22 protein-coding genes and 1 pseudogene are annotated in these 24016 nt (G+C 53.5%); 17 read left to right on the top strand and 6 right to left on the bottom strand.

Going from position 1 to position 24016, the window contains the following annotated elements:
• Positions 1–13: 13 nt before the first annotated feature.
• Genes pxpB through nei form a run of 7 tightly spaced genes read left to right on the top strand, consistent with a single transcriptional unit; the run spans position 14 to position 5547 of the window.
• Positions 14–670 (top strand): 5-oxoprolinase subunit PxpB, encoded by a 657-nt coding sequence (pxpB, locus tag M4I31_RS16105; RefSeq protein WP_085047497.1) that lies wholly within the window; start codon positions 14–16, stop codon positions 668–670.
• A complete protein-coding gene (gene pxpC, locus M4I31_RS16100) occupies positions 664–1596 on the top strand; it encodes a 5-oxoprolinase subunit PxpC (protein WP_038638865.1) in 933 nt (310 codons plus the stop codon). The genes pxpB and pxpC overlap by 7 nt, the downstream gene beginning before the upstream one ends.
• On the top strand, positions 1586–2320 hold the full coding sequence (gene pxpA / locus M4I31_RS16095) for a 5-oxoprolinase subunit PxpA (RefSeq protein WP_085047496.1): 735 nt from the start codon (positions 1586–1588) through the stop codon (positions 2318–2320). Before pxpC ends, pxpA begins: the two co-directional genes overlap by 11 nt.
• Positions 2321–2372: 52 nt before the next feature.
• Entirely contained in the window at positions 2373–3095 is a 723-nt protein-coding gene (locus M4I31_RS16090) for a DUF969 domain-containing protein (RefSeq protein ID WP_003831395.1), read from the top strand.
• A complete protein-coding gene (locus M4I31_RS16085; RefSeq protein WP_038638872.1) occupies positions 3092–4087 on the top strand; it encodes a DUF979 domain-containing protein in 996 nt (331 codons plus the stop codon). The genes M4I31_RS16090 and M4I31_RS16085 overlap by 4 nt, the downstream gene beginning before the upstream one ends.
• Positions 4088–4096: 9 nt before the next feature.
• A complete protein-coding gene (pcp, locus tag M4I31_RS16080) occupies positions 4097–4741 on the top strand; it encodes a pyroglutamyl-peptidase I (protein ID WP_038638875.1) in 645 nt (214 codons plus the stop codon).
• Positions 4742–4755: 14 nt separating this feature from the next.
• Positions 4756–5547, top strand: coding sequence for an endonuclease VIII (gene nei, locus M4I31_RS16075; RefSeq protein WP_085047495.1), 792 nt, complete (start codon positions 4756–4758; stop codon positions 5545–5547).
• Here nei and M4I31_RS16070 read toward each other — a convergent pair.
• The 3 genes and pseudogenes from M4I31_RS16070 to M4I31_RS16060 all read right to left on the bottom strand — a co-directional run bounded on the left by M4I31_RS16070 (position 5544) and on the right by M4I31_RS16060 (position 8362).
• Positions 5544–6590: an AbrB family transcriptional regulator gene (locus M4I31_RS16070; RefSeq protein WP_085047494.1), complete on the bottom strand. Its 1047-nt coding sequence runs from the start codon at positions 6588–6590 to the stop codon at positions 5544–5546. The genes nei and M4I31_RS16070 overlap by 4 nt on opposite strands.
• A gap of 174 nt (positions 6591–6764) precedes the next feature.
• Positions 6765–8048: a citrate synthase gene (locus tag M4I31_RS16065; RefSeq protein ID WP_006685463.1), complete on the bottom strand. Its 1284-nt coding sequence runs from the start codon at positions 8046–8048 to the stop codon at positions 6765–6767.
• A gap of 203 nt (positions 8049–8251) precedes the next feature.
• Positions 8252–8362 (bottom strand): annotated as a pseudogene (locus M4I31_RS16060) (hypothetical protein).
• A gap of 382 nt (positions 8363–8744) precedes the next feature.
• Between M4I31_RS16060 and sdhC the strand changes: the two are divergent.
• From sdhC to M4I31_RS16015, 9 genes are all read left to right on the top strand, one after another.
• The gene (gene sdhC / locus M4I31_RS16055; RefSeq protein WP_042309715.1) at positions 8745–9149 is read left to right on the top strand and encodes a succinate dehydrogenase cytochrome b556 subunit; all 405 of its coding nucleotides are present in this window, start codon (positions 8745–8747) and stop codon (positions 9147–9149) included.
• A complete protein-coding gene (gene sdhD / locus M4I31_RS16050) occupies positions 9143–9490 on the top strand; it encodes a succinate dehydrogenase membrane anchor subunit (RefSeq protein WP_005122550.1) in 348 nt (115 codons plus the stop codon). Before sdhC ends, sdhD begins: the two co-directional genes overlap by 7 nt.
• Positions 9490–11256 carry a succinate dehydrogenase flavoprotein subunit gene (gene sdhA, locus M4I31_RS16045; RefSeq protein ID WP_038638885.1) on the top strand — a complete coding sequence of 589 codons (1767 nt, stop codon included), beginning with the start codon at positions 9490–9492 and terminating at the stop codon, positions 11254–11256. Before sdhD ends, sdhA begins: the two co-directional genes overlap by 1 nt.
• A gap of 15 nt (positions 11257–11271) precedes the next feature.
• Entirely contained in the window at positions 11272–11988 is a 717-nt protein-coding gene (sdhB, locus tag M4I31_RS16040) for a succinate dehydrogenase iron-sulfur subunit SdhB (protein ID WP_038638888.1), read from the top strand.
• Positions 11989–12248: 260 nt separating this feature from the next.
• On the top strand, positions 12249–15050 hold the full coding sequence (gene sucA, locus M4I31_RS16035) for a 2-oxoglutarate dehydrogenase E1 component (RefSeq protein WP_085047493.1): 2802 nt from the start codon (positions 12249–12251) through the stop codon (positions 15048–15050).
• Positions 15051–15064: 14 nt separating this feature from the next.
• A complete protein-coding gene (odhB, locus tag M4I31_RS16030; RefSeq protein WP_038638894.1) occupies positions 15065–16288 on the top strand; it encodes a 2-oxoglutarate dehydrogenase complex dihydrolipoyllysine-residue succinyltransferase in 1224 nt (407 codons plus the stop codon).
• Between the two features lie 91 nt (positions 16289–16379).
• Positions 16380–17546: an ADP-forming succinate--CoA ligase subunit beta gene (sucC, locus tag M4I31_RS16025; RefSeq protein WP_038638897.1), complete on the top strand. Its 1167-nt coding sequence runs from the start codon at positions 16380–16382 to the stop codon at positions 17544–17546.
• Positions 17546–18415, top strand: coding sequence for a succinate--CoA ligase subunit alpha (gene sucD, locus M4I31_RS16020; RefSeq protein WP_003022929.1), 870 nt, complete (start codon positions 17546–17548; stop codon positions 18413–18415). Before sucC ends, sucD begins: the two co-directional genes overlap by 1 nt.
• A 226-nt stretch (positions 18416–18641) precedes the next feature.
• Entirely contained in the window at positions 18642–19532 is an 891-nt protein-coding gene (locus tag M4I31_RS16015; protein ID WP_085047492.1) for a PocR ligand-binding domain-containing protein, read from the top strand.
• Here the strand turns inward: M4I31_RS16015 and cobA are convergent.
• Positions 19511–20299, bottom strand: a complete 789-nt coding sequence (gene cobA, locus M4I31_RS16010; RefSeq protein WP_085047491.1) for a uroporphyrinogen-III C-methyltransferase — start codon at positions 20297–20299, stop codon at positions 19511–19513. The two genes, M4I31_RS16015 and cobA, sit on opposite strands and share 22 nt — an antisense overlap.
• A 405-nt stretch (positions 20300–20704) precedes the next feature.
• Between cobA and M4I31_RS16005 the strand changes: the two genes are divergently transcribed.
• Positions 20705–21607: a LysR family transcriptional regulator gene (locus M4I31_RS16005; protein ID WP_038638907.1), complete on the top strand. Its 903-nt coding sequence runs from the start codon at positions 20705–20707 to the stop codon at positions 21605–21607.
• 82 nt (positions 21608–21689) lie between these two features.
• Here the strand turns inward: M4I31_RS16005 and cobO are convergent, their stop codons facing one another.
• Positions 21690–22292, bottom strand: coding sequence for a cob(I)yrinic acid a,c-diamide adenosyltransferase (gene cobO / locus M4I31_RS16000; protein ID WP_085047490.1), 603 nt, complete (start codon positions 22290–22292; stop codon positions 21690–21692).
• A 9-nt stretch (positions 22293–22301) separates the two neighbouring features.
• Positions 22302–23954, bottom strand: a complete 1653-nt coding sequence (locus M4I31_RS15995) for a class I fumarate hydratase (protein ID WP_085047489.1) — start codon at positions 23952–23954, stop codon at positions 22302–22304.
• Positions 23955–24016 lie beyond the last annotated feature (62 nt).

Below are 24016 nucleotides of genomic sequence, written 5' to 3'. Positions count from 1 at the left end.
AAGAGGGACGAAAGTGCAGCGAGCGCGTTGTTATCTGTTAGGTGAGACTGCGGTAGTTCTGGAACTGGAGCCGCCCATTACGCTGGCGACTCAAAAACGTATCTGGCGTCTGGCCCAGCGTCTGGTTGATGCTCCGAATGTACGTGAAGCGATTCCAGGAATGAACAATATCACGGTGATCTTGCGTGACCCACAAACGCTGGCGCTGGATGCGATTGAACGCCTGCAGCGCTGGTGGGAAGAGAGCGAAGCGCTGGAACCGGATTCGCGTTTTATTGAAATTCCCGTGACTTATGGCGGTGAGTTTGGCCCCGATCTGGCAGAGGTCGCCCGGCACAGTGGATTAAGCGACAAGCAGGTTGTTGAACTTCATGCGTCAGTCGACTATGTGGTGTGGTTTATTGGCTTTCAGCCAGGGTTCCCCTATCTGGGGAGCTTACCTGAACCACTCCATACCCCCAGACGGTCAGAACCGCGTCTGCTTGTTCCGGCAGGTTCTGTAGGTATCGGTGGATCGCAAACGGGGGTCTATCCGCTTGCCACGCCCGGCGGATGGCAATTGATTGGGCGTACCTCCGAGTCGTTATTTGATCCAAAACGAGAAGAGCCGATCCTGTTGCGCGCTGGGGATACCGTGCGTTTTGTTCCGCAGAAGGAGGGGGTATGTTAAACATCATTCGTGCGGGCATGTACACCTCGGTCCAGGACGGCGGACGCCACAATTTTCGTCAATCCGGCATCAGCCACTGCGGCGCGCTGGATAAACCGGCGTTAAACGTTGCTAACCTGCTGGTGGGAAATGATGCGAATGCCGCTGCGCTGGAAATCACGCTGGGGCAACTGGTAGTCGAATTTGAAGCCGATGGTTGGTTTGCCCTGACCGGCGCCGGATGCGAAGCGCATCTGGATCGTGCTCCTGTGTGGAGTGGGTGGCGATTGCCGGTGAAAGCGGGACAGCGACTGACGCTAAAACGTCCACATCATGGTATGCGTAGTTATCTGGCGGTTGCGGGCGGATTTGATGTTCCCGAAGTCATGGGCTCGCGCAGCACCGATCTTAAAGTCGGCATTGGCGGGCTGGAGGGGCGTCTGCTGCGTGATGGCGATCGGCTGGCGATTGGGGCATCTACCCGGCAATTCAGCGGACCTCAGGGGGTAAAACAGCTGATGTGGGGAAACCACATTCGCGCGCTGCCCGGGCCTGAATACCAGGAATTTGACGAGGTCTCGCAGGCGTCTTTCTGGCGTTCGCCGTGGCAGCTTAGCCCGCAAAGCAACCGGATGGGCTATCGCCTGCAGGGGCAGCCGTTGACGCGTATGACCGATCGCGAGTTGCTGTCGCATGGCTTACTCCCCGGCGTGGTGCAGGTTCCGCATAATGGTCAACCGATCGTGCTGATGAACGATGCCCAGACGACGGGCGGCTATCCGCGCATCGCCTGTATCATCGAAGCGGATATGTACCATCTGGCGCAGATCCCGCTCGGTCAGCCGATTCATTTTGTGCAGTGTTCGCTGGAGGAAGCGCTTAAGGCGCGCCACGATCAGCAGCGTTACCTGCAACAGTTAACATGGCGACTTAATAATGAAAATTGATCTCAACGCAGACCTCGGTGAGGGCTGTGCTAACGATGCATCGCTGCTGCAACTGGTGTCGTCAGCTAATATCGCCTGTGGATTTCACGCCGGTGATGCGCAAACCATGCTTTTAAGCGTGCGTGAAGCGCTAAAAAATGGCGTGGCGGTAGGCGCACATCCGAGCTTTCCGGATCGGGAGAATTTTGGCCGTAGCGCCATGACTCTGCCTGTGGAAACGGTTTATGCGCAGACGCTGTATCAAATTGGCGCGCTGGCAGCCATTACGCGCGCGGAAGGCGGCGTGATGCGCCATGTGAAACCCCACGGTATGCTTTATAACCAGGCGGCAAAAGATCCACAGTTGGCGGATGCGATTGCGAAAGCGGTGCATGCCTGCGATCCTTCGCTGGTTCTGGTGGGGCTGGCGGGAAGCGAACTGATTCGCGCCGGGGAACATTATGGCCTGGTGACGCGTCAGGAGGTTTTTGCCGATCGGGGTTATCAGGCTGACGGCAGTCTGGTTCCGCGTAGCCAGCCTGGTGCATTGATTGAGGATGAAGAGCAGGCGCTGGCGCAAACGCTAGAAATGGTGCAATCCGGTAGAGTAAAAAGCCAGAGCGGAACATGGGCGAACGTGATAGCCCAAACGGTATGCATTCATGGGGATGGCGAGCACGCACTCGCTTTTGCCCGTCGCTTGCGCAGCGCATTCGAAGCATGCAATATTCAAATTAGCGCATAAATTTTTCATAAAAAACAATAATATATTACACAACAACATAAGGGATTTAATTATGGGAGAGGTCATTTCTCTCTGGCCATTGACGGGTATCGCCGTCATTGTGGTCGGATTTCTTTTACGTTTTAACCCGGTATTGGTGGTCATTATTGCCGGGATCGTCACCGGACTGGCGGCGCATATGCCAATCGCTACCATTCTGGAAAAGCTGGGTGAGGGATTTCTCAACACCCGCAACCTGCCGTTTATCCTGCTGATCCCCCTGGCGGTTATTGGTCTGCTGGAGCGTCACGGACTCAAAGAGCGCGCTCAGGCGTGGATTGCCAAAATCCGCAGCGCCACCAGCGGCCGTCTGCTCATTGTCTATCTGTTTATTCGTGAGGCGACCGCCGCCTTAGGGCTGACCAGCCTGGGGGGACATCCGCAGATGGTGCGTCCGCTGCTGGCGCCAATGGCGGAAGGGGCCGCCGAGAAAAACCACGGTGAGATACCGGGCGCGGTTCGTTATCGTCTGCGCGCCATGTCTGCCGCGACTGATAACGTTGGGCTGTTTTTCGGTGAAGATATCTTTGTTGCCTTCGGTGCCATCATATTCATGCACAATTTTATGCTGGAATCGGGCGGGATCCAGACCGAACCGCTGCATATCGCCCTGTGGGGGATCCCGACGGCAATTTGCGCCTTCCTGATCCACGGCACGCGTCTGTGGCGGCTGGATAGCTATTTGCAGCGTGAAGTAGCGAAAGCGAATGCCGCAGCGAAAGGGGAAGCGAAATGAATTTTCAGCAAAGCTATCTCTACTGGCTGGCAGGCGCGGTATTACTGATTGTGGCGCTGATGTCCTGGCGGGATAAGGCTAACCCGCGTCGCTTAACCACCGGTCTGTTTTGGGGCCTGTACGGCGTTCTCTTTCTGCTTGGCGACTGGACATACTCGCTGTTTGGCGATAAACGCGCGGTGCATATTGCTGTCGGCGTCGCGGTGGTCATACTGGCCCTGATCGCCGGTTTCGGCGGCGTAAAGCTGGGAAGCTACCATCAACGAACGCAGCAACAGCGCGAAGAGAGCGCCAGTCGTCTGGGTAATCGCCTGTTTTTTCCGGCGCTGGCGATCCCGGTGGTAACCGTTATCGGCGTGCTGATGTTCAACCATATTCCGGGTTTACAGGATGCGCTGTTTGGGCCGGGTAATCATGCCACGCTGGTGACGCTCTTTTCGATGACCGCAGGTTCGTTGATTGGTCTGGCGATGGCGATAAAAATGACCCATGAGCGGGTGCATCAGCCGATTCAGGAGGCACGCCGACTGCTGGACTCCATCGGGTGGGCATTCATCCTGCCGCAGATCCTGGCCACGCTCGGACTGTTGTTTACTGCGGCGGGCGTCGGCAGCGGCATTTCATATCTGACCCAGGAATATCTGGCGGTGGATAGCCGTTTTATCGCGGTGGCGGTGTACACCATTGGTATGGCCTTGTTGACGATGGTGATGGGCAATGCGTTTGCCGCTTTCCCGATCGTGACCGCGGGAATCGGTATTCCGATCCTCGTACTGCAACACGGTGGTAACCCGGCGGTGATGGCGGCGATTGGTATGTTCTCCGGCTATTGCGGAACATTGATGACGCCAATGGCGGCGAACTTCAATATTGTGCCTGCGGCGCTGCTGGAGCTACCAGACAAAAACGCGGTGATTAAAGCGCAGGTGCCAACCGGCATACTGCTGCTGTTGGTTAACGTTTTCCTGATGTATTTCCTGATGTTCCTGTAAGGAGGAAGGATGAAAACAGTACTCATCACGGGATTTGAACCCTTTGGCGGCGAGTCAGTTAACCCTTCCTGGGAAGTGGTCTCGGGTCTCGACAATGCTATCATCGATGGATGCCGTGTCGTTGCTCGCCAGTTGCCGTGCGTCTTTGGCGAGTCTCTCTCCGTACTCAATGCCGCGATTGACGCATTGTCGCCATCGCTGGTGCTGGCGGTGGGGCAGGCGGGTGGCAGAACGGATATCACCGTGGAGCGCGTGGCGATCAATGTTGACGATGCGCGTATTGCGGATAATCAGGGGCAACAGCCGATTGATGTACCGATTGTGGCCGATGGCCCTGCGGCGTGGTTCAGCACATTGCCGATCAAAGCGATGGTTGTCGCCATGCGCAACGCGGGAATTCCGGCCTCGGTTTCTCAGACGGCGGGTACCTTCGTGTGTAACCACGTGATGTATGGCCTGCTGCATAAATTACGCGACGTGCCGGCAGTGAAGGGCGGTTTTATTCATATTCCTTATCTGCCACAACAGGCCGCGCAGCACCCCGGTGCGCCAAGTATGGCGGCGGAAACAGTACGTCGGGCGCTGGAGGTCGCGATTGCCACCGCATTGCAGTTGGAAAGCGATATCGCGGTAACAGGCGGCGCAACACATTAACAAAGGACAGTATTATGCCTGAAGGCCCGGAGATCCGCCGCGCGGCGGATACCCTGGAGGCGGCAGTCAAAGGTAAACCCCTGACGGATGTCTGGTTTGCCTTTGAGCAGTTAAAACCGTATCAATCCCAACTCATCGGGCAGAGTGTTACCCAGCTTGAAACGCGGGGTAAAGCCTTGCTGACCCATTTTTCCAATGGCCTGACGCTGTATAGCCACAATCAGCTTTACGGCGTGTGGCGAGTGGTCGATACCGGCAACATTCCGCAAACCACGCGGGTGCTGCGCGTCAGGCTGCAAACCGAGGATAAAACTATCCTGCTGTATAGCGCGTCTGACATCGAAATGCTGACGCCAGAGCAGCTCACCACCCATCCATTTCTGCAACGGGTTGGACCGGACGTGCTGGATTTGCGTTTAACGGCCGCAGAGGTAAAAACGCGTCTGCTGTCATCCCGTTTTCGCAATCGCCAGTTTTCCGGGCTGCTGTTGGATCAGGCATTTCTGGCGGGATTAGGTAACTATCTGCGGGTAGAAATTCTCTGGCATGTGGGGTTGACCGGTCAGCATAAAGCGTCACAGCTTAGCGATGAACAGTTGGATGCGCTGGCGCAAGCGCTACTTGATATTCCACGTCTGTCGTATAACACTCGCGGCCAGGTCGATGACAATAAACACCACGGCGCGCTGTTTCGCTTTAAGGTCTTTCATCGGGATGGCGAAGCCTGTGAGCGCTGTGGCGGCATCATCGAGAAAACGACTCTTTCCTCGCGACCCTTTTACTGGTGTCCGGGCTGCCAGCATTAGGTGGACTGTCTTGGCGCATGCGCTGAAATAAAACGTGCCACCGCCGGACCGGTCAATAAAATACTGAACAGCCGCAGGGTTTGCATCGCCATGATTAGCGCTATATCGGCGTGGCTGCCAGCGGCAATTACCGCGATGGAATCCACTCCGCCAGGGCTGGTCGCCAGATAGGCGGTGAGAAAGTCGATTTGCATATAATGCGCCAGCCCCCAGGCCATCGCGGCACAAATCGCCATCAGTGAAAAAATGGACAACAATATTTGCGGCAGTGGCCGCAGCGCCATTAAAAAGATCTGTTTGTCAAAGCCAAGACCGATTTGCCAGCCAATCGCCATATACGCTATCGCCAGTAACCATTCCGGCAGTTCAATGACCATTATACCGCCTGCGTTTAGCAATGCGCCCGCCAGCATGGGCAGTAACATCACGCCGGAGGGGATACGCAGTAAGCGCCCGGCTACACCGGCAACTGCGGCCAGCAGTATGGTACTTAACAGACTAAGACTCAGCGGTGGAAACCAGACGATTTGCTGGCCGACCGTTTGTGCCTGTTCGCCCATGACAAATCGGGTGACCAGCGCGGCAGCGCCGACCACCAACAGTACGCGCAAATACTGCATAAACGCCACCAGGCGGATGTCAGCGCCATAATCCTGCGCCATCGCAACCATCGCGGCTGCCCCGCCAGGTGATGACCCCCACGCGCCGGTGTTCCCCGGTAGATTGCTGTAGCGAACCAGCAGCCAGCCGATCACCGCGCTGCTAATCAGGGTTGCCAGCAGGATGACAATCACCATCGGCCAGTGTGCCGCAAGTGTCGTTAAAATGGATCCAGTGAGGTTTTGCGCAATCATGCAGCCGAGAATGGCCTGAGCGGCAAGAAATGTGCAGCGGGGAGGGTGCAGGGAGATCCCGCGCATACTGAAAATGATACCGACAATCATCGAGCCGAGCAGCAATGCGCCTGGAAGATGTATCAACAGAAAGAACAGGGAAAGAAGGAGTGATAGCAGAAATAGCAGGCTCCACTGCAAAACAGGCATCCCATGCTCCTGAGTGAAATGAGGAAGATCTCAGTAAATCATAGAGAAAACGTGATGAGAATAAAATAATGTGGGTCAAGAATAAACAGACCGGACAGCGGCATTAACACCCTGTCCGGCCTGGAAGATACAAGGGAGTAGGCCGGACAGGCGAGAGCGCTATCCGGCAGACAATTAACGCTTAATATCAGACTTAAAGTCGCGCTTGTCGTAGCCGGTATACAGCTGACGAGGACGGGCGATTTTCATGCCGTCGGTGTGCATTTCGTTCCAGTGTGCAATCCAGCCAACGGTACGCGCCATAGCGAAGATCACAGTGAACATGGAGGACGGAATGCCCATCGCTTTCAGAATGATGCCAGAGTAGAAGTCGACGTTCGGGTAGAGTTTCTTCTCGATGAAGTACGGGTCGTTGAGCGCAATGTGCTCAAGCTCCATTGCCACTTCCAGCAGATCATCTTTGGTGCCCAGCTCTTTCAGCACTTCATGGCAGGTTTCACGCATCACGGTGGCGCGCGGGTCATAGTTTTTGTAAACACGGTGACCAAAGCCCATCAGGCGGAAAGAATCATTCTTGTCTTTCGCGCGGCGAACAAATTCCGGAATGTGTTTAACTGAGCTGATTTCTTCCAGCATTTTCAGCGCAGCTTCGTTGGCGCCGCCGTGTGCCGGTCCCCACAGGGAAGCAATACCAGCCGCGATGCAGGCAAACGGGTTCGCGCCAGAAGAACCTGCGGTACGTACGGTAGAGGTCGAGGCGTTCTGTTCGTGGTCAGCGTGCAGGATCAGGATACGGTCCATGGCGCGTTCCAGGATTGGATTAACTTCGTATTTTTCGCACGGCGTGGAGAACATCATGTTCAGGAAGTTACCGGCGTAGGAGAGATCATTGCGCGGGTAAACGAACGGCTGGCCGATGGAGTATTTGTAACACATCGCTGCCATGGTCGGCATTTTGGACAGCAGACGGAAAGCGGCGATTTCACGGTGACGCGCATTATTTACGTCCAGCGAATCGTGATAGAACGCAGCCAGCGCCCCGGTGACACCGCACATAACGGCCATCGGGTGAGAGTCGCGGCGGAAACCGTGGAACAGACGCGTGATCTGCTCGTGAATCATGGTATGGCGAGTGACCGTGGTTTTGAACTCGTCGTACTCCTCCTGCGTCGGTTTTTCGCCGTACAGCAGGATATAACACACTTCCAGATAGTTGGACTCGGTCGCCAACTGGTCAATCGGGAAGCCGCGATGCAGCAAAATGCCTTCATCACCATCGATGAACGTAATTTTGGATTCGCAGGATGCGGTAGAGGTGAAACCTGGGTCAAAAGTAAACATCCCCTTTGAGCCAAGGCTACGAATATCAATAACATCTTGACCGAGCGTACCTTTCAGCACATCCAGTTCAATAGCAGCGTCACCATTTAGAGTGATTTTTGCTTTAGTATCAGCCATTTACGGTCTCCTTAGCGCCTTATTACTTAAGACTGCGGAAGTCAGACTTGTTTTCGATACATCAATCAACCGTTACCAGTTTTTTATTCGGCTCGCCGCTCTGCGATAGAGGCGAAAACCAGGGTACAGAGCAATGGGCGCTTGCAGGTAAATCAGTTAACTCATGGTGAAATAGTAACAAATCAACAACTTAGCAATCCGAATTATTTAACCTGTCTATCACTAATAACTGTCCTGAAGGTATTGGTCAATACTTCCACACTGTTACATAACTAAATCTCCGGTGAAAGAGTGACCCCATAACTTTTACGCATTATATGCTTTTTCTGGTGTCGTTTGTAACAACTTTGTTTAATGATTGTCAAATCAGATGATTAAAAATTAAAATAATGTTGTTATCGTGACCTATGTCACTGTTCGGGATAAAACCCGACAAACTATATGTAGGTTAATTGTAATGATTTTGTGAACGTCCTATACTGCCGCCAGGTCTCCGGAATACCCTGCAATCCCGAGCCAACCAGCGTTGTAACGTGTCGTTTTAGCAACTGGAAGCAGTGTTTTATATGACGCGTAGTTATAGTAAGGACGCTGTCTGACCCGCAAGCAGACCGGAGGAAGGAAATCCCGGCGTCTTTCAGACTACAGAAGTCTTATCTTCTGTGCCCGAAGTCCAAAGGGAATAATAAGAACAGCATGTGGGCGTTATTCATGATAAGAAATGTGAAAAAACAAAGACCTGTCAATCTGGATCTGCAAACGATCCGGTTCCCAATCACGGCGATAGCGTCCATTCTCCATCGCGTTTCCGGAGTGATCACCTTCGTGGCGGTCGGGATTCTGTTGTGGTTATTGGGTACCAGCCTTTCCTCCCCTGAAGGTTTCCTCACGGCTTCATCCATTATGAATAACTTCTTTGTGGAGTTAATCATGTGGGGGATCCTGATTGCGCTGGCCTATCACGCCGTAATGGGCATTCGCCATCTGTTGATGGATTTTGGCTATATCGAAGAAACCCTCGAAGCAGGGACACGCTCCGCCAAAATTTGTTTCGTTATCATTGTCGTGCTTTCACTTCTCGCAGGAGTCCTCGTATGGTAAGCAACGCCTCCGCATTAGGACGCAACGGCGTACATGACTTCATTCTGGTCCGTGCTACCGCTATCGTTCTGACGTTATACATCATCTATATGGTCGGCTTCTTCGCCACCAGCGGCGAGTTGACCTTTGAAGTCTGGACCGGTTTCTTCTCATCGGCATTCACCAAAGTCTTCACCCTGCTGGCGCTTTTTTCCATCTTGATTCATGCCTGGATTGGCATGTGGCAGGTGTTGACCGACTACGTTAAACCGCTGGCTGTACGCCTGATTCTGCAACTGGCTATCGTCGTTGCGCTGGTGGTTTACGTCATTTATGGATTTGTTGTGGTGTGGGGTGTGTAATGAAACTGCCAGTCAGAGAATTTGATGCTGTTGTGATTGGTGCCGGTGGCGCAGGTATGCGCGCGGCGCTGCAAATTTCCCAGAGCGGACAGACCTGTGCGCTGCTCTCCAAAGTCTTTCCAACCCGTTCCCATACCGTATCCGCGCAGGGTGGCATCACCGTGGCGCTCGGTAATACCCATGAAGATAACTGGGAATGGCACATGTACGACACCGTCAAAGGGTCGGACTACATTGGCGATCAGGACGCAATTGAATATATGTGTAAAACCGGCCCGGAAGCGATTCTGGAGCTGGACCATATGGGCCTGCCGTTCTCTCGTCTCGATAATGGCACCATTTATCAACGTCCGTTTGGCGGTCAGTCGAAAAACTTCGGCGGCGAGCAGGCGGCTCGTACCGCCGCAGCGGCAGACCGTACCGGCCACGCGCTACTGCATACCCTGTATCAGCAGAACCTGAAAAACCACACCACCATCTTTTCTGAGTGGTATGCGTTGGACCTGGTAAAGAACGCTGACGGCGCGATTGTCGGTTGTACCGCACTGTGTATCGAAACCGGTGAAGTGGTTTACTTTAAAGCCCGCGCAACCGTACTGGCCACCGGCGGCGCAGGCCGTATTTATCAATCCACTACTAACGCCCACATCAATACCGGTGACGGCGTCGGTATGGCTATCCGCGCTGGCGTGCCCGTGCAGGATATGGAGATGTGGCAGTTCCACCCCACCGGTATCGCCGGCGCGGGCGTGCTGGTCACAGAAGGCTGCCGCGGTGAAGGCGGCTATCTGCTGAACAAACACGGCGAGCGCTTCATGGAGCGTTATGCCCCGAATGCGAAAGATCTGGCGGGTCGTGACGTGGTGGCGCGTTCCATCATGATCGAAATCCGTGAAGGCCGCGGCTGCGACGGCCCGTGGGGGCCGCACGCCAAGCTGAAACTCGATCATCTGGGTAAAGAAGTGCTGGAATCCCGTCTGCCGGGTATCCTCGAACTGTCACGTACGTTTGCCCACGTTGACCCGGTGAAAGAGCCGATCCCGGTAATTCCTACCTGCCACTACATGATGGGCGGTATCCCGACCAAAGTAACCGGCCAGGCGCTGACCGTAAACGAGCAGGGCGAAGATGTGGTGATTCCGGGGCTGTTTGCGGTAGGCGAAATCGCCTGCGTATCGGTTCACGGCGCCAACCGTCTGGGCGGCAACTCGCTGCTGGATCTGGTGGTCTTTGGTCGTGCGGTGGGTCTGCATCTGCAGGAATCTATCGCGGAACAGGGCGACCTGCTGGATGCGACGGAAGACGAGATCGATGCTTCTCTGGCCCGTCTGAATCGCTGGAACGGCAACCGTAACGGCGAAGATCCAGTGGCCATTCGCAAAGCGCTGCAGGAATGTATGCAGCATAACTTCTCGGTATTCCGCGAAGGCGATGCGATGGCGAAAGGACTGGAAGAGCTGAAAGCGATTCGTGAGCGTCTGAAAAACGCCCGTCTGGATGATACCTCCAGTGAATTTAACACTCAGCGCGTTGAGTGTCTGGAGCTGGATAACCTGATGGAAACCGCTTACGCCACCGCAGTCTCTGCAAACTTCCGTACCGAAAGCCGTGGCGCGCATAGCCGCTTCGACTTCCCGGAACGTGATGATGAAAACTGGCTGTGCCATTCCCTGTATCTGCCAGAGTCGGAAACCATGACGCGACGTCAAGTCAATATGGAACCGAAGCTGCGCCCGGCATTCCCGCCGAAGATTCGTACTTATTAATGCGGAGACAGGACAATGAAACTCGAGTTTTCAGTTTATCGCTATAACCCGGATGTTGACGATGCTCCGCGTATGCAGGATTACACCCTGGAGGCGGAAGAAGGGCGCGACATGATGCTGCTGGATGCGTTAATGCAGCTGAAAGAAAAAGATCCGTCGCTGTCGTTTCGTCGTTCCTGCCGTGAAGGGGTCTGCGGCTCTGACGGTCTGAACATGAACGGCAAAAATGGACTGGCCTGTATCACACCTGTTTCTGCGCTGAATCAGCCGGGCAAGAAGATTGTCATTCGCCCGCTGCCGGGTTTACCGGTTGTGCGCGATTTGGTGGTAGACATGGGACAATTCTACGCACAGTATGAGAAGATTAAGCCTTACTTGTTGAATAATGGGAAAAATCCACCGGCTCGTGAGCATTTACAAATGCCAGAGCAGCGTGAGAAGCTCGATGGGCTGTATGAGTGTATTTTGTGTGCATGCTGCTCAACGTCCTGCCCATCATTCTGGTGGAATCCGGACAAGTTCATCGGTCCGGCAGGTCTGCTGGCCGCGTATCGCTTCCTGATTGACAGCCGCGATACCGAGACTGACAGCCGCCTGGAAGGTTTAAGTGATGCTTTCAGCGTATTCCGCTGTCACAGCATCATGAACTGCGTCAGCGTATGTCCTAAGGGGCTAAACCCTACGCGCGCCATCGGCCATATTAAGTCGATGCTGCTCAAGCGTAGTGCGTAAGTTGTTGTAGTGGTTGCCGGATGGCGACGTAAACGTCTTATCCGGCCTACAGGTACAATCCCGTAGGCCTGATAAGTGAAGCGCCATCAGGCAAATTGTTAATGTAGGAAACCTCTAAAAACTGCCACATGATTAGACAGTTTTTAAAGGTTCCTTCGCGAGCCAAACAAAAAGAGCTCGCAAGTGAACCCCGGCACGCACATCGGTGTGCGTGGTAGTATCCACGGCGAAGTAAGCATACAAATGCTTAAGGGATCACGATGCAGAACAGCGCTTTGAAAGCCTGGTTGGACTCTTCTTACCTCTCTGGCTCGAACCAGAGCTGGATAGAACAGCTCTATGAAGACTTCTTAACCGACCCTGACTCGGTAGATGCTAACTGGCGTTCGACGTTCCAGCAGTTACCTGGCACCGGAGTCAAACCGGATCAACTCCACTCAAAAACACGTGATTATTTCCGTCGGCAGGCGTTGATTACCCCACGTTACTCTTCTTCTATTTCCGACCCTGATGCCAATGTGAAGCAGGTTAAAGTCCTGCAGCTCATTAACGCCTACCGTTTCCGCGGTCATCAACATGCGAATCTCGATCCGCTGGGACTGTGGCAGCAAGAGAAAGTGGCCGATCTGGATCCGTCTTTCCACGATCTGACCGATGCGGATTTTCAGGAAAGCTTTAACGTAGGTTCTTTTGCCGGCGGCAAAGACACTATGAAGCTGAGCGACCTGGTTGTTGCGCTGAAACAAACCTACTGCGGTCCGATTGGTGCCGAGTATATGCACATCACCAGCACCGAAGAAAAACGCTGGCTTCAGCAGCGCATCGAGTCTGGCCGTGCCGCGTTCAGTAGCGAAGAGAAAAAACGCTTCCTCAGCGAACTGACCGCTGCGGAAGGCCTGGAACGCTACCTGGGCGCGAAGTTCCCGGGCGCGAAACGCTTCTCGCTGGAAGGCGGTGATGCGTTAATCCCGATGCTCAAAGAGATGATCCGCCACGCGGGCAACAGCGGTACGCGTGAAGTGGTGCTGGGCATGGCGCACCGTGGTCGTCTGAACGTACTGGTCAACGTGCTGGGTAAAAAGCCGCAGGACCTGTTCGACGAATTCGCGGGCAAACATAAAGAACACCTCGGCACTGGCGACGTGAAGTACCACATGGGCTTCTCATCGGATATCGAAACCGAAGGCGGTCTGGTACACCTGGCGCTGGCGTTTAACCCGTCGCACCTGGAAATTGTTAGCCCGGTGGTAATCGGTTCCGTCCGTGCGCGTCTGGATCGTCTGGATGAGCCGAGCAGCAATAAAGTCCTGCCTATCACCATTCACGGCGATGCGGCAGTCACCGGGCAGGGCGTGGTTCAGGAAACCCTGAACATGTCGAAAGCGCGTGGTTACGAAGTGGGCGGTACCGTTCGCATCGTTATCAACAACCAGGTGGGCTTCACCACCTCTAACCCGTTGGATGCGCGTTCTACCCCATACTGCACCGACATCGGTAAGATGGTTCAGGCGCCGATTTTCCACGTCAACGCGGATGACCCGGAAGCGGTCGCTTTCGTCACGCGTCTGGCGCTGGACTTCCGTAATACCTTCAAACGCGATGTCTTCATCGATCTGGTGTGCTACCGCCGTCACGGCCACAACGAAGCCGACGAGCCGAGCGCAACCCAGCCGCTGATGTATCAGAAAATCAAAAAGCATCCGACGCCGCGCAAAATCTACGCCGACAAGCTGGAAGCGGACAAAGTCGCCACGCTGGAAGATGCGACCGAAATGGTCAACCTGTATCGCGATGCGCTGGATGCTGGCGAGTGTGTAGTGAAAGAGTGGCGTCCAATGAACATGCACTCCTTCACCTGGTCGCCATATCTCAACCACGAATGGGACGAAAGCTACCCGAACAAAGTTGAGATGAAGCGTCTGCAGGAGCTGGCTAAACGCATCAGCACCGTCCCTGAAGCGGTTGAAATGCAGTCGCGCGTTGCCAAAATTTACGGCGATCGTCAGGCCATGGCCGCAGGCGAGAAGCTGTTCGACTGGGGGGGCGCAGAGAATCTGGCCTACGCCACGCTGGTTGACGAAGGCATTCCGGTTCGTCTGTCGGGTGAAGACTCCGGTCGCGGAACCTTCTTCCACCGTCACGCGGTGATTCATAACCAGGCAAACGGTTCAACCTACACGCCGCTGCAGCATGTGCATAACGGCCAGGGCACGTTCCGCGTATGGGACTCCGTACTGTCTGAAGAAGCAGTGCTGGCGTTTGAATACGGCTATGCCACGGCGGAACCGCGCACGCTGACCATCTGGGAAGCGCAGTTCGGTGACTTCGCCAACGGTGCTCAGGTCGTTATCGACCAGTTCATCTCTTCCGGCGAACAGAAATGGGGTCGTATGTGCGGTCTGGTTATGCTGCTGCCGCACGGCTACGAAGGTCAGGGTCCGGAGCACTCCTCCGCGCGTCTGGAACGTTATCTGCAACTTTGCGCTGAGCAAAACATGCAGGTTTGCGTCCCGTCTACCCCGGCACAGGTGTACCACATGCTGCGTCGTCAGGCGCTGCGCGGTATGCGCCGTCCACTGGTGGTGATGTCGCCGAAGTCGCTGCTGCGCCATCCGCTGGCGGTCTCTACGCTGGATGAACTGGCAAATGGCACCTTCCTGCCGGCCATTGGCGAAGTCGATGAACTTGATCCGAAAGGCGTGAAGCGTGTCGTGATGTGTTCTGGTAAGGTTTATTACGACCTGCTGGAGCAACGCCGCAAGAATGATCAAAAAGATGTTGCCATTGTGCGCATCGAACAGCTCTATCCGTTCCCGCATAAAGCGGTTCAGGAAGCGCTGAAACCGTTCGCTCACGTACATGATTTTGTCTGGTGCCAGGAAGAGCCGCTCAACCAGGGCGCATGGTACTGCAGTCAGCATCATTTCCGTGAAGTGATTCCATTTGGGGCCGCTCTGCGTTATGCAGGTCGCCCGGCCTCTGCCTCTCCGGCAGTAGGGTATATGTCCGTTCACCAGAAACAGCAACAAGATCTGGTTAATGACGCGCTGAACGTCGATTAAATAAAGGATAAATAATGAGTAGCGTAGATATTCTTGTTCCCGACCTGCCTGAATCCGTAGCGGATGCAACGGTTGCAACCTGGCACAAAAAACCGGGCGATGCAGTACGTCGTGATGAAGTACTGGTAGAAATCGAAACTGACAAAGTGGTACTGGAAGTACCGGCATCAGCGGACGGTATCCTTGATGCGGTTCTGGAAGATGAAGGGACAACTGTCACTTCTCGCCAGATCCTCGGTCGCCTGCGTGAAGGCAACAGCGCGGGTAAAGAGACCAGCGCCAAGTCTGAAGAGAAAGATTCGACTCCGGCACAGCGCCAGCAGGCGTCGCTTACTGAGCAGAACAACGATGCCCTGAGCCCGGCGATCCGTCGCCTGCTCGGTGAACATAACCTCGAAGCCAGCGCCATCAAAGGCACTGGCGTCGGTGGCCGCATTACCCGCGAAGATGTGGAAAAGCATCTGGCCAAAGCGCCGGCAGCAACAGCCGAAGCCAAAGCACCAGCCGCCGCGCCTGCGCCTCAGCCTCAACTGGGTGCGCGTGGCGAAAAACGTGTTCCGATGACTCGTCTGCGCAAACGCGTAGCCGAACGTCTGCTGGAAGCGAAAAACTCCACCGCCATGCTGACGACGTTCAACGAAGTCAACATGAAGCCGATTATGGACCTGCGTAAGCAGTACGGCGACGCGTTCGAGAAACGCCACGGTATCCGTCTGGGCTTTATGTCTTTCTACGTGAAAGCGGTGGTTGAAGCGCTGAAACGCTATCCGGAAGTCAACGCCTCTATCGATGGCGATGACGTGGTGTACCACAACTACTTTGATGTCAGCATGGCGGTCTCTACGCCGCGCGGCCTGGTAACGCCGGTCCTGCGTGATGTGGATCTGCTGGGTATGGCTGACATTGAGAAGAACATTAAAGAGCTGGCAGTAAAAGGTCGCGACGGCAAGTTGACGGTTGAAGATCTGACGGGCGGTAACTTCACCATCACTAATGGCGGTGTGTTCGGTTCCCTGATGTCTACGCCGATTATCAACCCACCGCAGAGCGCCATCCTGGGTATGCATGCCATCAAAGATCGTCCGATGGCGGTAGACGGCAAGGTTGAAATCCTGCCGATGATGTATCTGGCGCTGTCTTACGATCACCGTCTGATCGATGGTCGTGAGTCAGTAGGCTTCCTGGTAACCATTAAAGAGTTGCTGGAAGATCCAACGCGTCTGCTGCTGGACGTGTAACGAAAAAGAGTATCACCTGCCCCGTAGGTCTGGACGCCTTATCAGGCCTACGGGTAAAAGATAACGATTACCTGAAGGATGGACAGAACACATGAACTTACATGAATATCAGGCAAAACAACTTTTTGCCCGCTATGGCTTACCGGCACCGGTGGGTTATGCCTGTAATACTCCGCGTGAAGCTGAAGAAGCCGCATCTAAAATCGGCGCAGGCCCGTGGGTAGTGAAATGTCAGGTTCACGCTGGTGGCCGTGGTAAAGCGGGCGGTGTGAAGGTTGTTAACAGCAAAGAAGACATTCGCGCTTTTGCTGAGCACTGGCTGGGGAAACGTCTGGTGACTTACCAGACAGACGCGAATGGCCAACCGGTAAATCAGATCCTGGTTGAAGCGGCGACCGATATCGGTAAAGAACTTTACCTCGGCGCAGTGGTTGACCGTAGCTCCCGTCGCGTGGTCTTTATGGCCTCTACCGAAGGCGGCGTGGAAATTGAAAAAGTGGCGGAAGAAACCCCACACCTGATCCACAAAGTGGCACTGGATCCACTGGCAGGCCCGATGCCTTACCAGGGACGCGAGCTGGCGTTCAAACTGGGTCTGGAAGGTAAACAGGTTCAGCAGTTCACCAAGATCTTCATGGGTCTGGCGACTATCTTCCTGGAGCGCGACCTGGCGCTGATCGAAATCAACCCGCTGGTAGTGACCAAACAGGGCGACCTGATCTGCCTCGACGGCAAACTGGGCGCTGACGGCAACGCGCTGTTCCGCCAGGCTGACCTGCGTGAAATGCGCGACCAGTCTCAGGAAGATCCGCGTGAAGCGCAGGCGGCACAGTGGGAACTGAACTACGTTGCGCTGGACGGCAACATCGGCTGTATGGTTAACGGCGCGGGCCTGGCAATGGGCACCATGGATATCGTTAAACTGCACGGCGGCGAACCGGCTAACTTCCTCGACGTGGGCGGCGGCGCGACCAAAGAGCGCGTGACCGAAGCGTTCAAAATCATCCTCTCCGATGACAATGTAAAAGCCGTACTGGTTAACATCTTCGGCGGTATCGTACGTTGCGACCTGATCGCTGACGGTATCATCGGCGCGGTAGCGGAAGTGGGCGTTAACGTTCCGGTTGTCGTTCGTCTGGAAGGCAACAACGCCGAACTCGGCGCGAAAAAACTGGCTGATAGCGGCCTGAATATTATTGCAGCGAAAAGTCTGACGGATGCAGCTCAGCAGGTTGTTGCCGCAGTGGAGGGGAAATAATGTCAGTTTTAATTAATAAAGATACCAAGGTTATCTGCCAGGGCTTCACCGGTAGCCAGGGGACATTCCACTCCGAACAGGCGATTGCTTACGGTACGCAGATGGTTGGCGGCGTAACGCCAGGCAAAGGCGGCACCACTCACCTGGGTCTGCCGGTGTTTAACACCGTGCGTGAAGCGGTAGAAGCGACTGGCGCAACCGCCACTGTGATCTACGTTCCGGCGCCGTTCTGCAAAGACTCCATCCTGGAAGCAATTGATGCAGGCATCAAACTGATTATCACCATCACCGAAGGTATCCCGACGCTGGATATGCTGACCGTGAAGGTGAAGCTGGACGAAGCGGGCGTGCGCATGATCGGCCCGAACTGCCCAGGCGTGATCACCCCGGGCGAATGCAAAATCGGCATCATGCCGGGTCACATTCACAAGCCGGGTAAAGTGGGTATCGTTTCCCGTTCCGGTACGCTGACCTATGAAGCGGTTAAGCAGACCACCGACTACGGTTTCGGCCAGTCCACCTGTGTCGGTATCGGCGGCGACCCGATTCCAGGCTCTAACTTCATCGACATTCTGAAGCTGTTCCAGGAAGATCCGCAGACTGAAGCGATCGTGATGATCGGCGAGATCGGCGGTAGCGCGGAAGAAGAAGCGGCGGCATACATTAAAGATCACGTCACCAAGCCGGTTGTCGGCTACATCGCGGGCGTCACCGCGCCGAAAGGAAAACGTATGGGCCACGCCGGTGCGATCATCGCCGGTGGTAAGGGTACCGCGGACGAGAAATTCGCGGCTCTGGAAGCTGCCGGCGTGAAAACCGTTCGCAGCCTGGCCGATATCGGCGAAGCGCTGAAAACCGTTATTAAGTAAGAAGTAAAAAAACAGCCCTGACTATCTGCATGGTCAAGGGCTGGTCCCGTTTCGACATGGTTGGCCATCTGATGATGGCCTTTTTTGTTTTCTGCCGTCTATTCTCTTGCGATTCGATCATAATCATATTCATAAATGAGATTATTTTTTGCGGTCAGCATCATTCTTTCTCTTGATTAAATTCTGCATATTACCGGCTTTAATATCATGAGTGCCGGAGGAGAGCGTGCCGCTGAAAATCAAGAATGACTATTTACACGTTTTTTTCTCGATAGCCGAAGTATTCTCTCGCGCGACCGGGTTAGCCGCGGTCGTGATTGATATTCACGGCAAGGCACTGTCGGATTGTCATAATTTTAATTCGTTCTGCACATTAATGCGGGCGGATGAGCGGTATCGTGTAGGTTGCGAAAAATGCGATAAGCAGTGCGCTTTTGAGGGGCTAAAACAGCTTAAACCCAGAATACTCACCTGTCATGCAGGGTTAAGTTTGTTCTCGATGCCAATAATTAATGAAGGGCATCTTTATGGTTTTATTGTTTGCGGGCAGGTCCGGTCAAAGTATCAGGAATATAAAACCATCGTAATTAATAATAAATTTTCATGGATGGATGACCCAAAAATAAAAGCTGAATGGGGTCAGGTTGCGGTAGTGGATAATAATACGCTGGTGGCATCGGCTAATTTGTTAAGTTTTATTGTTGATAACTTTGAGCAAGAGCGACAATCCGATCAGATATTCGCCCCGCCGACCCGTTACGTTCGTCATTATTTCACTGAACCTTCTCGTCATGAGAAAAAACTTCTGGCGGCGCTGCGTTATATTGATGAAAATTTGTATGGTGAATTATCCCTGGAATCCGTAGCGGCGCATGTGTGCTTAAGCGCGAACTATTTCAGCCGATTTTTTAAGAAGCGGCAGGGCGTTAATTTTAAAACCTGGGTGAATCAGAAAAAAATGCAAAAAGCGGGGGAGTTGTTGCACGATCCCGTGTACTCAATAGACAGTATTGCCCGGAAACTTCAATACGCGCAGACCAGCTACTTTTGCCGCGTTTTCAGGGCGGCGCATCAAACGTCGCCCCAGTCTTTTCGTCATGCCAGACTTTCGCAGTAAAGATCTTCTGCCACGGTGATGGCTTCCGGTATAAAAGAGAGTCGATCGCTCAGGGTCACCACCTCGCCAATAACAATCAGCGCAGGCGGAGCAATGTTAGCCTCCTGCGCTTTGCTCAGTAATGAACCGAGCGTACAGGTTAGTCGGCGTTGATTCTCCCGGGTGGCGGACATAATTAGCGCAGCGGGTGTATCTGCTGATTTACCGCCCATCAACAGCTCTTCGCAAATAAACGCCAGATTGGCGATTCCCATGACGATAACCAGCGTGCCATTTAGCTTCGCCAGTTGACGCCAGTCCTGCTGCTGGTTGCCTTCCCGCGTATGGCCTGTCACCACGTGAAAACCGGAGGCGAAATCGCGATGCGTCACCGGGATCCCGGCATAGGCCAGGCCGCCGATGGTAGAACTGATACCCGGCACAACTTCAAATGGGATACCCGCTTCAACAAGATCTTCAACTTCTTCGGCCCCACGACCAAACACATAAGGATCGCCCCCTTTCAGGCGTACGATGTTGTTATGTGTTTGGGCATACTGGACCAGTAATGCGTTAATTTCATCCTGCGGAACACAATGAAAGCCGGGATTTTTGCCGACATTGATAAGCAGGCAATCAGGTAATGCCCATTCCAAAATTTTGGGATTGACCAGCCGATCGTAAATAATGACATCAGCCTGTTTAATGCACATCATCGCTTTGAGGGTGAGTAATGAAATATCACCGGGACCTGCTCCAACGAGCCAGACCTTTCCGAAAGTTTTCACATTGTGTCCTTTATCACGTCTAACAAAAAAAGGCAGAAACTACATCAAGGAATGATTAAAAGCAGTCGTTTGCCCGTAAGTTATAACGTGAAATTATCTAAAATTATCGCATGGATAATATTGATTAATCTCGCAAAGTTTTTTCTGCAATAAACAAGTTAACTTGAAAAATTATTAAGAACTTATTGGCACTATTTGCATAGGTTTAACCTTATTTAAATTGTGTTTATTGTTGTGCTTGAGTATTATTGGTTAATATTTATCCGCCATCTGTATGAGTAAATCATGGATTGGATCAATGACATCAATGGATGAAATAAAATATAACTCTCGATGCTTATCTGGGTGTCTTGAATTATTTTTTATAAATTAAACTATTTTTGTACGCTGCATATGGAAGAGGTTATGAGAGGAAAAATACCGAAGACGGAGTTGCTGGTAACTTTTGAAGTTGTTGCGCGTCACGAAAGTTATACCCGGGCTGCTGAAGAGCTGGCTTTAACACAAAGTGCTGTTTTCCGTCAGGTGAATGCACTGGAGGATTTTCTGAATACCTCGCTATTTAATCATGCCAAGAAACGCATTTTTTTAAATGCGGCGGGCAAACATTATTTAAGTATCGTTAAAGAAACGTTAAATAAACTTGAGCGAGATACGACGACGATTATGACCTGGCAGCCGACGGTGCAGGTTATTGAGCTGGCAGTGAATCCGACCTTCAGCACGCATTGGCTGATCCCGAATCTGCGCGAGTTCAACAAACTCAATCCTGATATTATCGTGAATATCCATTCGCTGGCGAATATTGGTGATTTTCTCAATCGGGAGTATGACGCGGCAATCATGCGTGAAGATTTCTACTCGCCATGGTCGGGCGTTGAGTACCTGTTTGAAGAGGAAATCCTGCCGGTCTGCAGCCGCTGCTTGCTGGCTGAGCCGGAGCGGAAACTGGCGGTCGAGGAGTTGCTGAATGAATTCCCGCTTTTACACCAAAGCACGCGTATCAAAGGCTGGCAGGAATGGTTTGCGCTGTCAGACGTCAGCAGCCCGTTAGTCAATAAAGGTCCAAGATTTGATCTGCTGTCGATGCTGATTGCGGCGGTTCGCTCTAATCTGGGCGTGGCATTGCTTCCTCGTTTTGCCATTCAGCACGATCTGGACAGTGGTGATATGGTCATTCCTTGCGATGTCCCGATGCGAACCGGGAACCGTTTCATCATGACGTGGCGTGAAGAGAAAGCGGAATCTGTGCATTTACAGATCTTCCGGGACTGGCTGTTGAATAAATCTGTGGTATCGCCTGCTTGATGGTACCGTGTGCCTTGTCAGGCCTGCAAAGAACGGTAGGCCGGATAAGACGCCAGGGCGTCGTTATCCGGCAAAAGAATGGCTACCAGTCGATTCCCACCTGCGCCTGAATACCGCTGTCAAACGCGTGCTTGACCGGGCGAATTTCGCTGACCGTATCGGCCAGTTCCAGCAACAGTGCGTGGCATCCGCGCCCGGTGACGATAACACTCTGACCGACAGGGCGATTTTCGATGGCGCTGAGAACCTCCTGGGTATCCAGGTAGTGGTAAGCCAGCATGTAAGTCAGTTCATCCAGCACCACCAGATCGTAATGCGCATCAGCCAGCATGCGCTTACTTTCTTGCCAGACTAAAGTGGCCGCCTCGATATCCGCTTGCCGGTTTTGGGTTTCCCAGGTAAATCCGGTGCCCATAATATGGAATTCAACGCCGAGCGGCTGCAGGGTGTTGTACTCGCCATTATCCCACTGACCTTTGATAAACTGCGCGATGCCAACGGTTTTTCCGTGACCAACCGCGCGCGTTGCTGTGCCAAAGGCTGCGGTGGATTTCCCTTTACCGTTACCGGTGAAGACAATCAGGATCCCTTTCTTCTCCGTTGCCGCCGCCACGCGGGTATCAACCTGTTCTTTCAGTTTCTGCTGACGTTGGCGGTGTCTGTCATTATTGGCTCGCGCTTCCATTACGTCTCCTTAATGTCCTGCCGGACAGGTTGCGCAGCGATGTTGCTGCTCAAACTGACTAAAGAAGTTATTACCTTTGTCGTCGACTAACACGAAGGCCGGCATATTTTTAACTTCCATCATCCAGACCGCTTCCATTCCCAGTTCGGGATATTCCAGGCAATGCAGGCTTTTCACGTACTGTTGGGCAAGCAGGGCCGCGGCGCCGCCGATGCTACCGAGGCTAAATCCACCGTGTTTATGGCAGGCATCAGTGACCTGTTGGCTGCGGTTACCTTTGGTGAGCATAATGAGACTACCGCCTTGTGCCTGGAAAGCATCGACATACCCATCCATGCGCCCGCCAGTGGTGGGACCCATTGAACCACAGGCCTGATTCTCCGGCGTTTTGGCGGGACCTGCGTAATAGACGATATGCTTTTTCATGTATTCCGGCATCGGTTCGCCGTTATCCAGGCGCGCTTTGATGTTAGCGTGGGCAATATCACGGGCGACAACAATTGGACCACTTAACGACAAACGAGTACCAATAGGCAGAGCGGACAGGTCGTGCAGAATCTCGCGTAGCGGGCGGTTGAGATCCAACTGTACGGTTTGGGCGCCATTTTCTACCTGTTGGGAATCAGGAATGAATTTGCCCGGGTTATGCTCCAGTTTCTCCAGCCAGATACCGTGTTTGTTAATTTTAGCCTTAATGTTGCGGTCGGCTGAGCAGGAGAGGGCCATGGCGATAGGGCAGGAACCACCGTGACGCGGCAGGCGAATCACGCGGATATCGTGGGCAAAGTACTTGCCGCCAAACTGCGCGCCGATACCAAACTCACGGCTGGCATTGAGCAACTCAGCTTCCAGGGCCGTATCGCGGAACGCCTGACCCAGTTCGTTCCCGCTGGTGGGCAGGTTGTCGTAATACTTGGTTGAAGCCAGCTTGGCGACTTTCAGCGCCTGGTCGGCCGACAAGCCTCCAACGACGAAAGCGATGTGATACGGCGGGCAGGCGGCTGTGCCCAGTGATTTCATTTTTTCGATCAGAAAGGCGGTGAGCTTTTCCGGTTGCAGAATGGATTTTGTTTCCTGGAACAGCGCCGCTTTATTGGCCGAGCCGCCGCCTTTGTTGACGAACAGGAAGCGATATTCATTGCCAGGTGTGGCGCTGATATCGATTTGTGCCGGCAGGTTAGTCTGAGTATTGACCTCGGTGTACATATCCAGCGGGGCATTTTGCGAATAACGCAGGTTGTTTTCGGTGAAGGTGGTATACACGCCTTTGCTTAACGCTTCTGCGTCATCGCCGCCGGTCCAGACATGCTGACCTTTGCAGGCCACAATCGTTGCCGTTCCGGTATCCTGACAGTTAGGTAGCACGCCTTTGGCCGAAACTTCAGCGTTGCGCAGCAGTTGCAATGCAACATACTTATCGTTACCGCTGGCCTGTGGATCGTGCAGAATGCTGGCGATCTGTTTCAAATGTCCGGCGCGCAGGAAGAATGAAGCCTCATAAAATGCCTGCTGTGCTAATAAGGTTAACGCTTCAGGCGCAACCTTAATCACTTCCTCTCCGTCTAACTCCGAAACTGTAACGTGCTGATTACTCAGTAATTCATATTCGGTACTATCTTTACCCTGAACAAAGAGTTCCTGCCAGACAAATGGTTTAGACATGTTTACTTCTCACCTCTTCGTGTTGTTTGCCGGATAAGCGAAGCGCCATCCGGCATAGAGTT

The organism is Citrobacter sp. XT1-2-2, from assembly GCF_023516235.1.
In the GTDB taxonomy this organism is placed as follows: Bacteria; Pseudomonadota; Gammaproteobacteria; order Enterobacterales; family Enterobacteriaceae; genus Citrobacter; species Citrobacter werkmanii.
The sequence above is the reverse complement of the archived record's forward strand: the minus strand, read 5'-3'. Positions and strand labels throughout refer to the sequence as shown.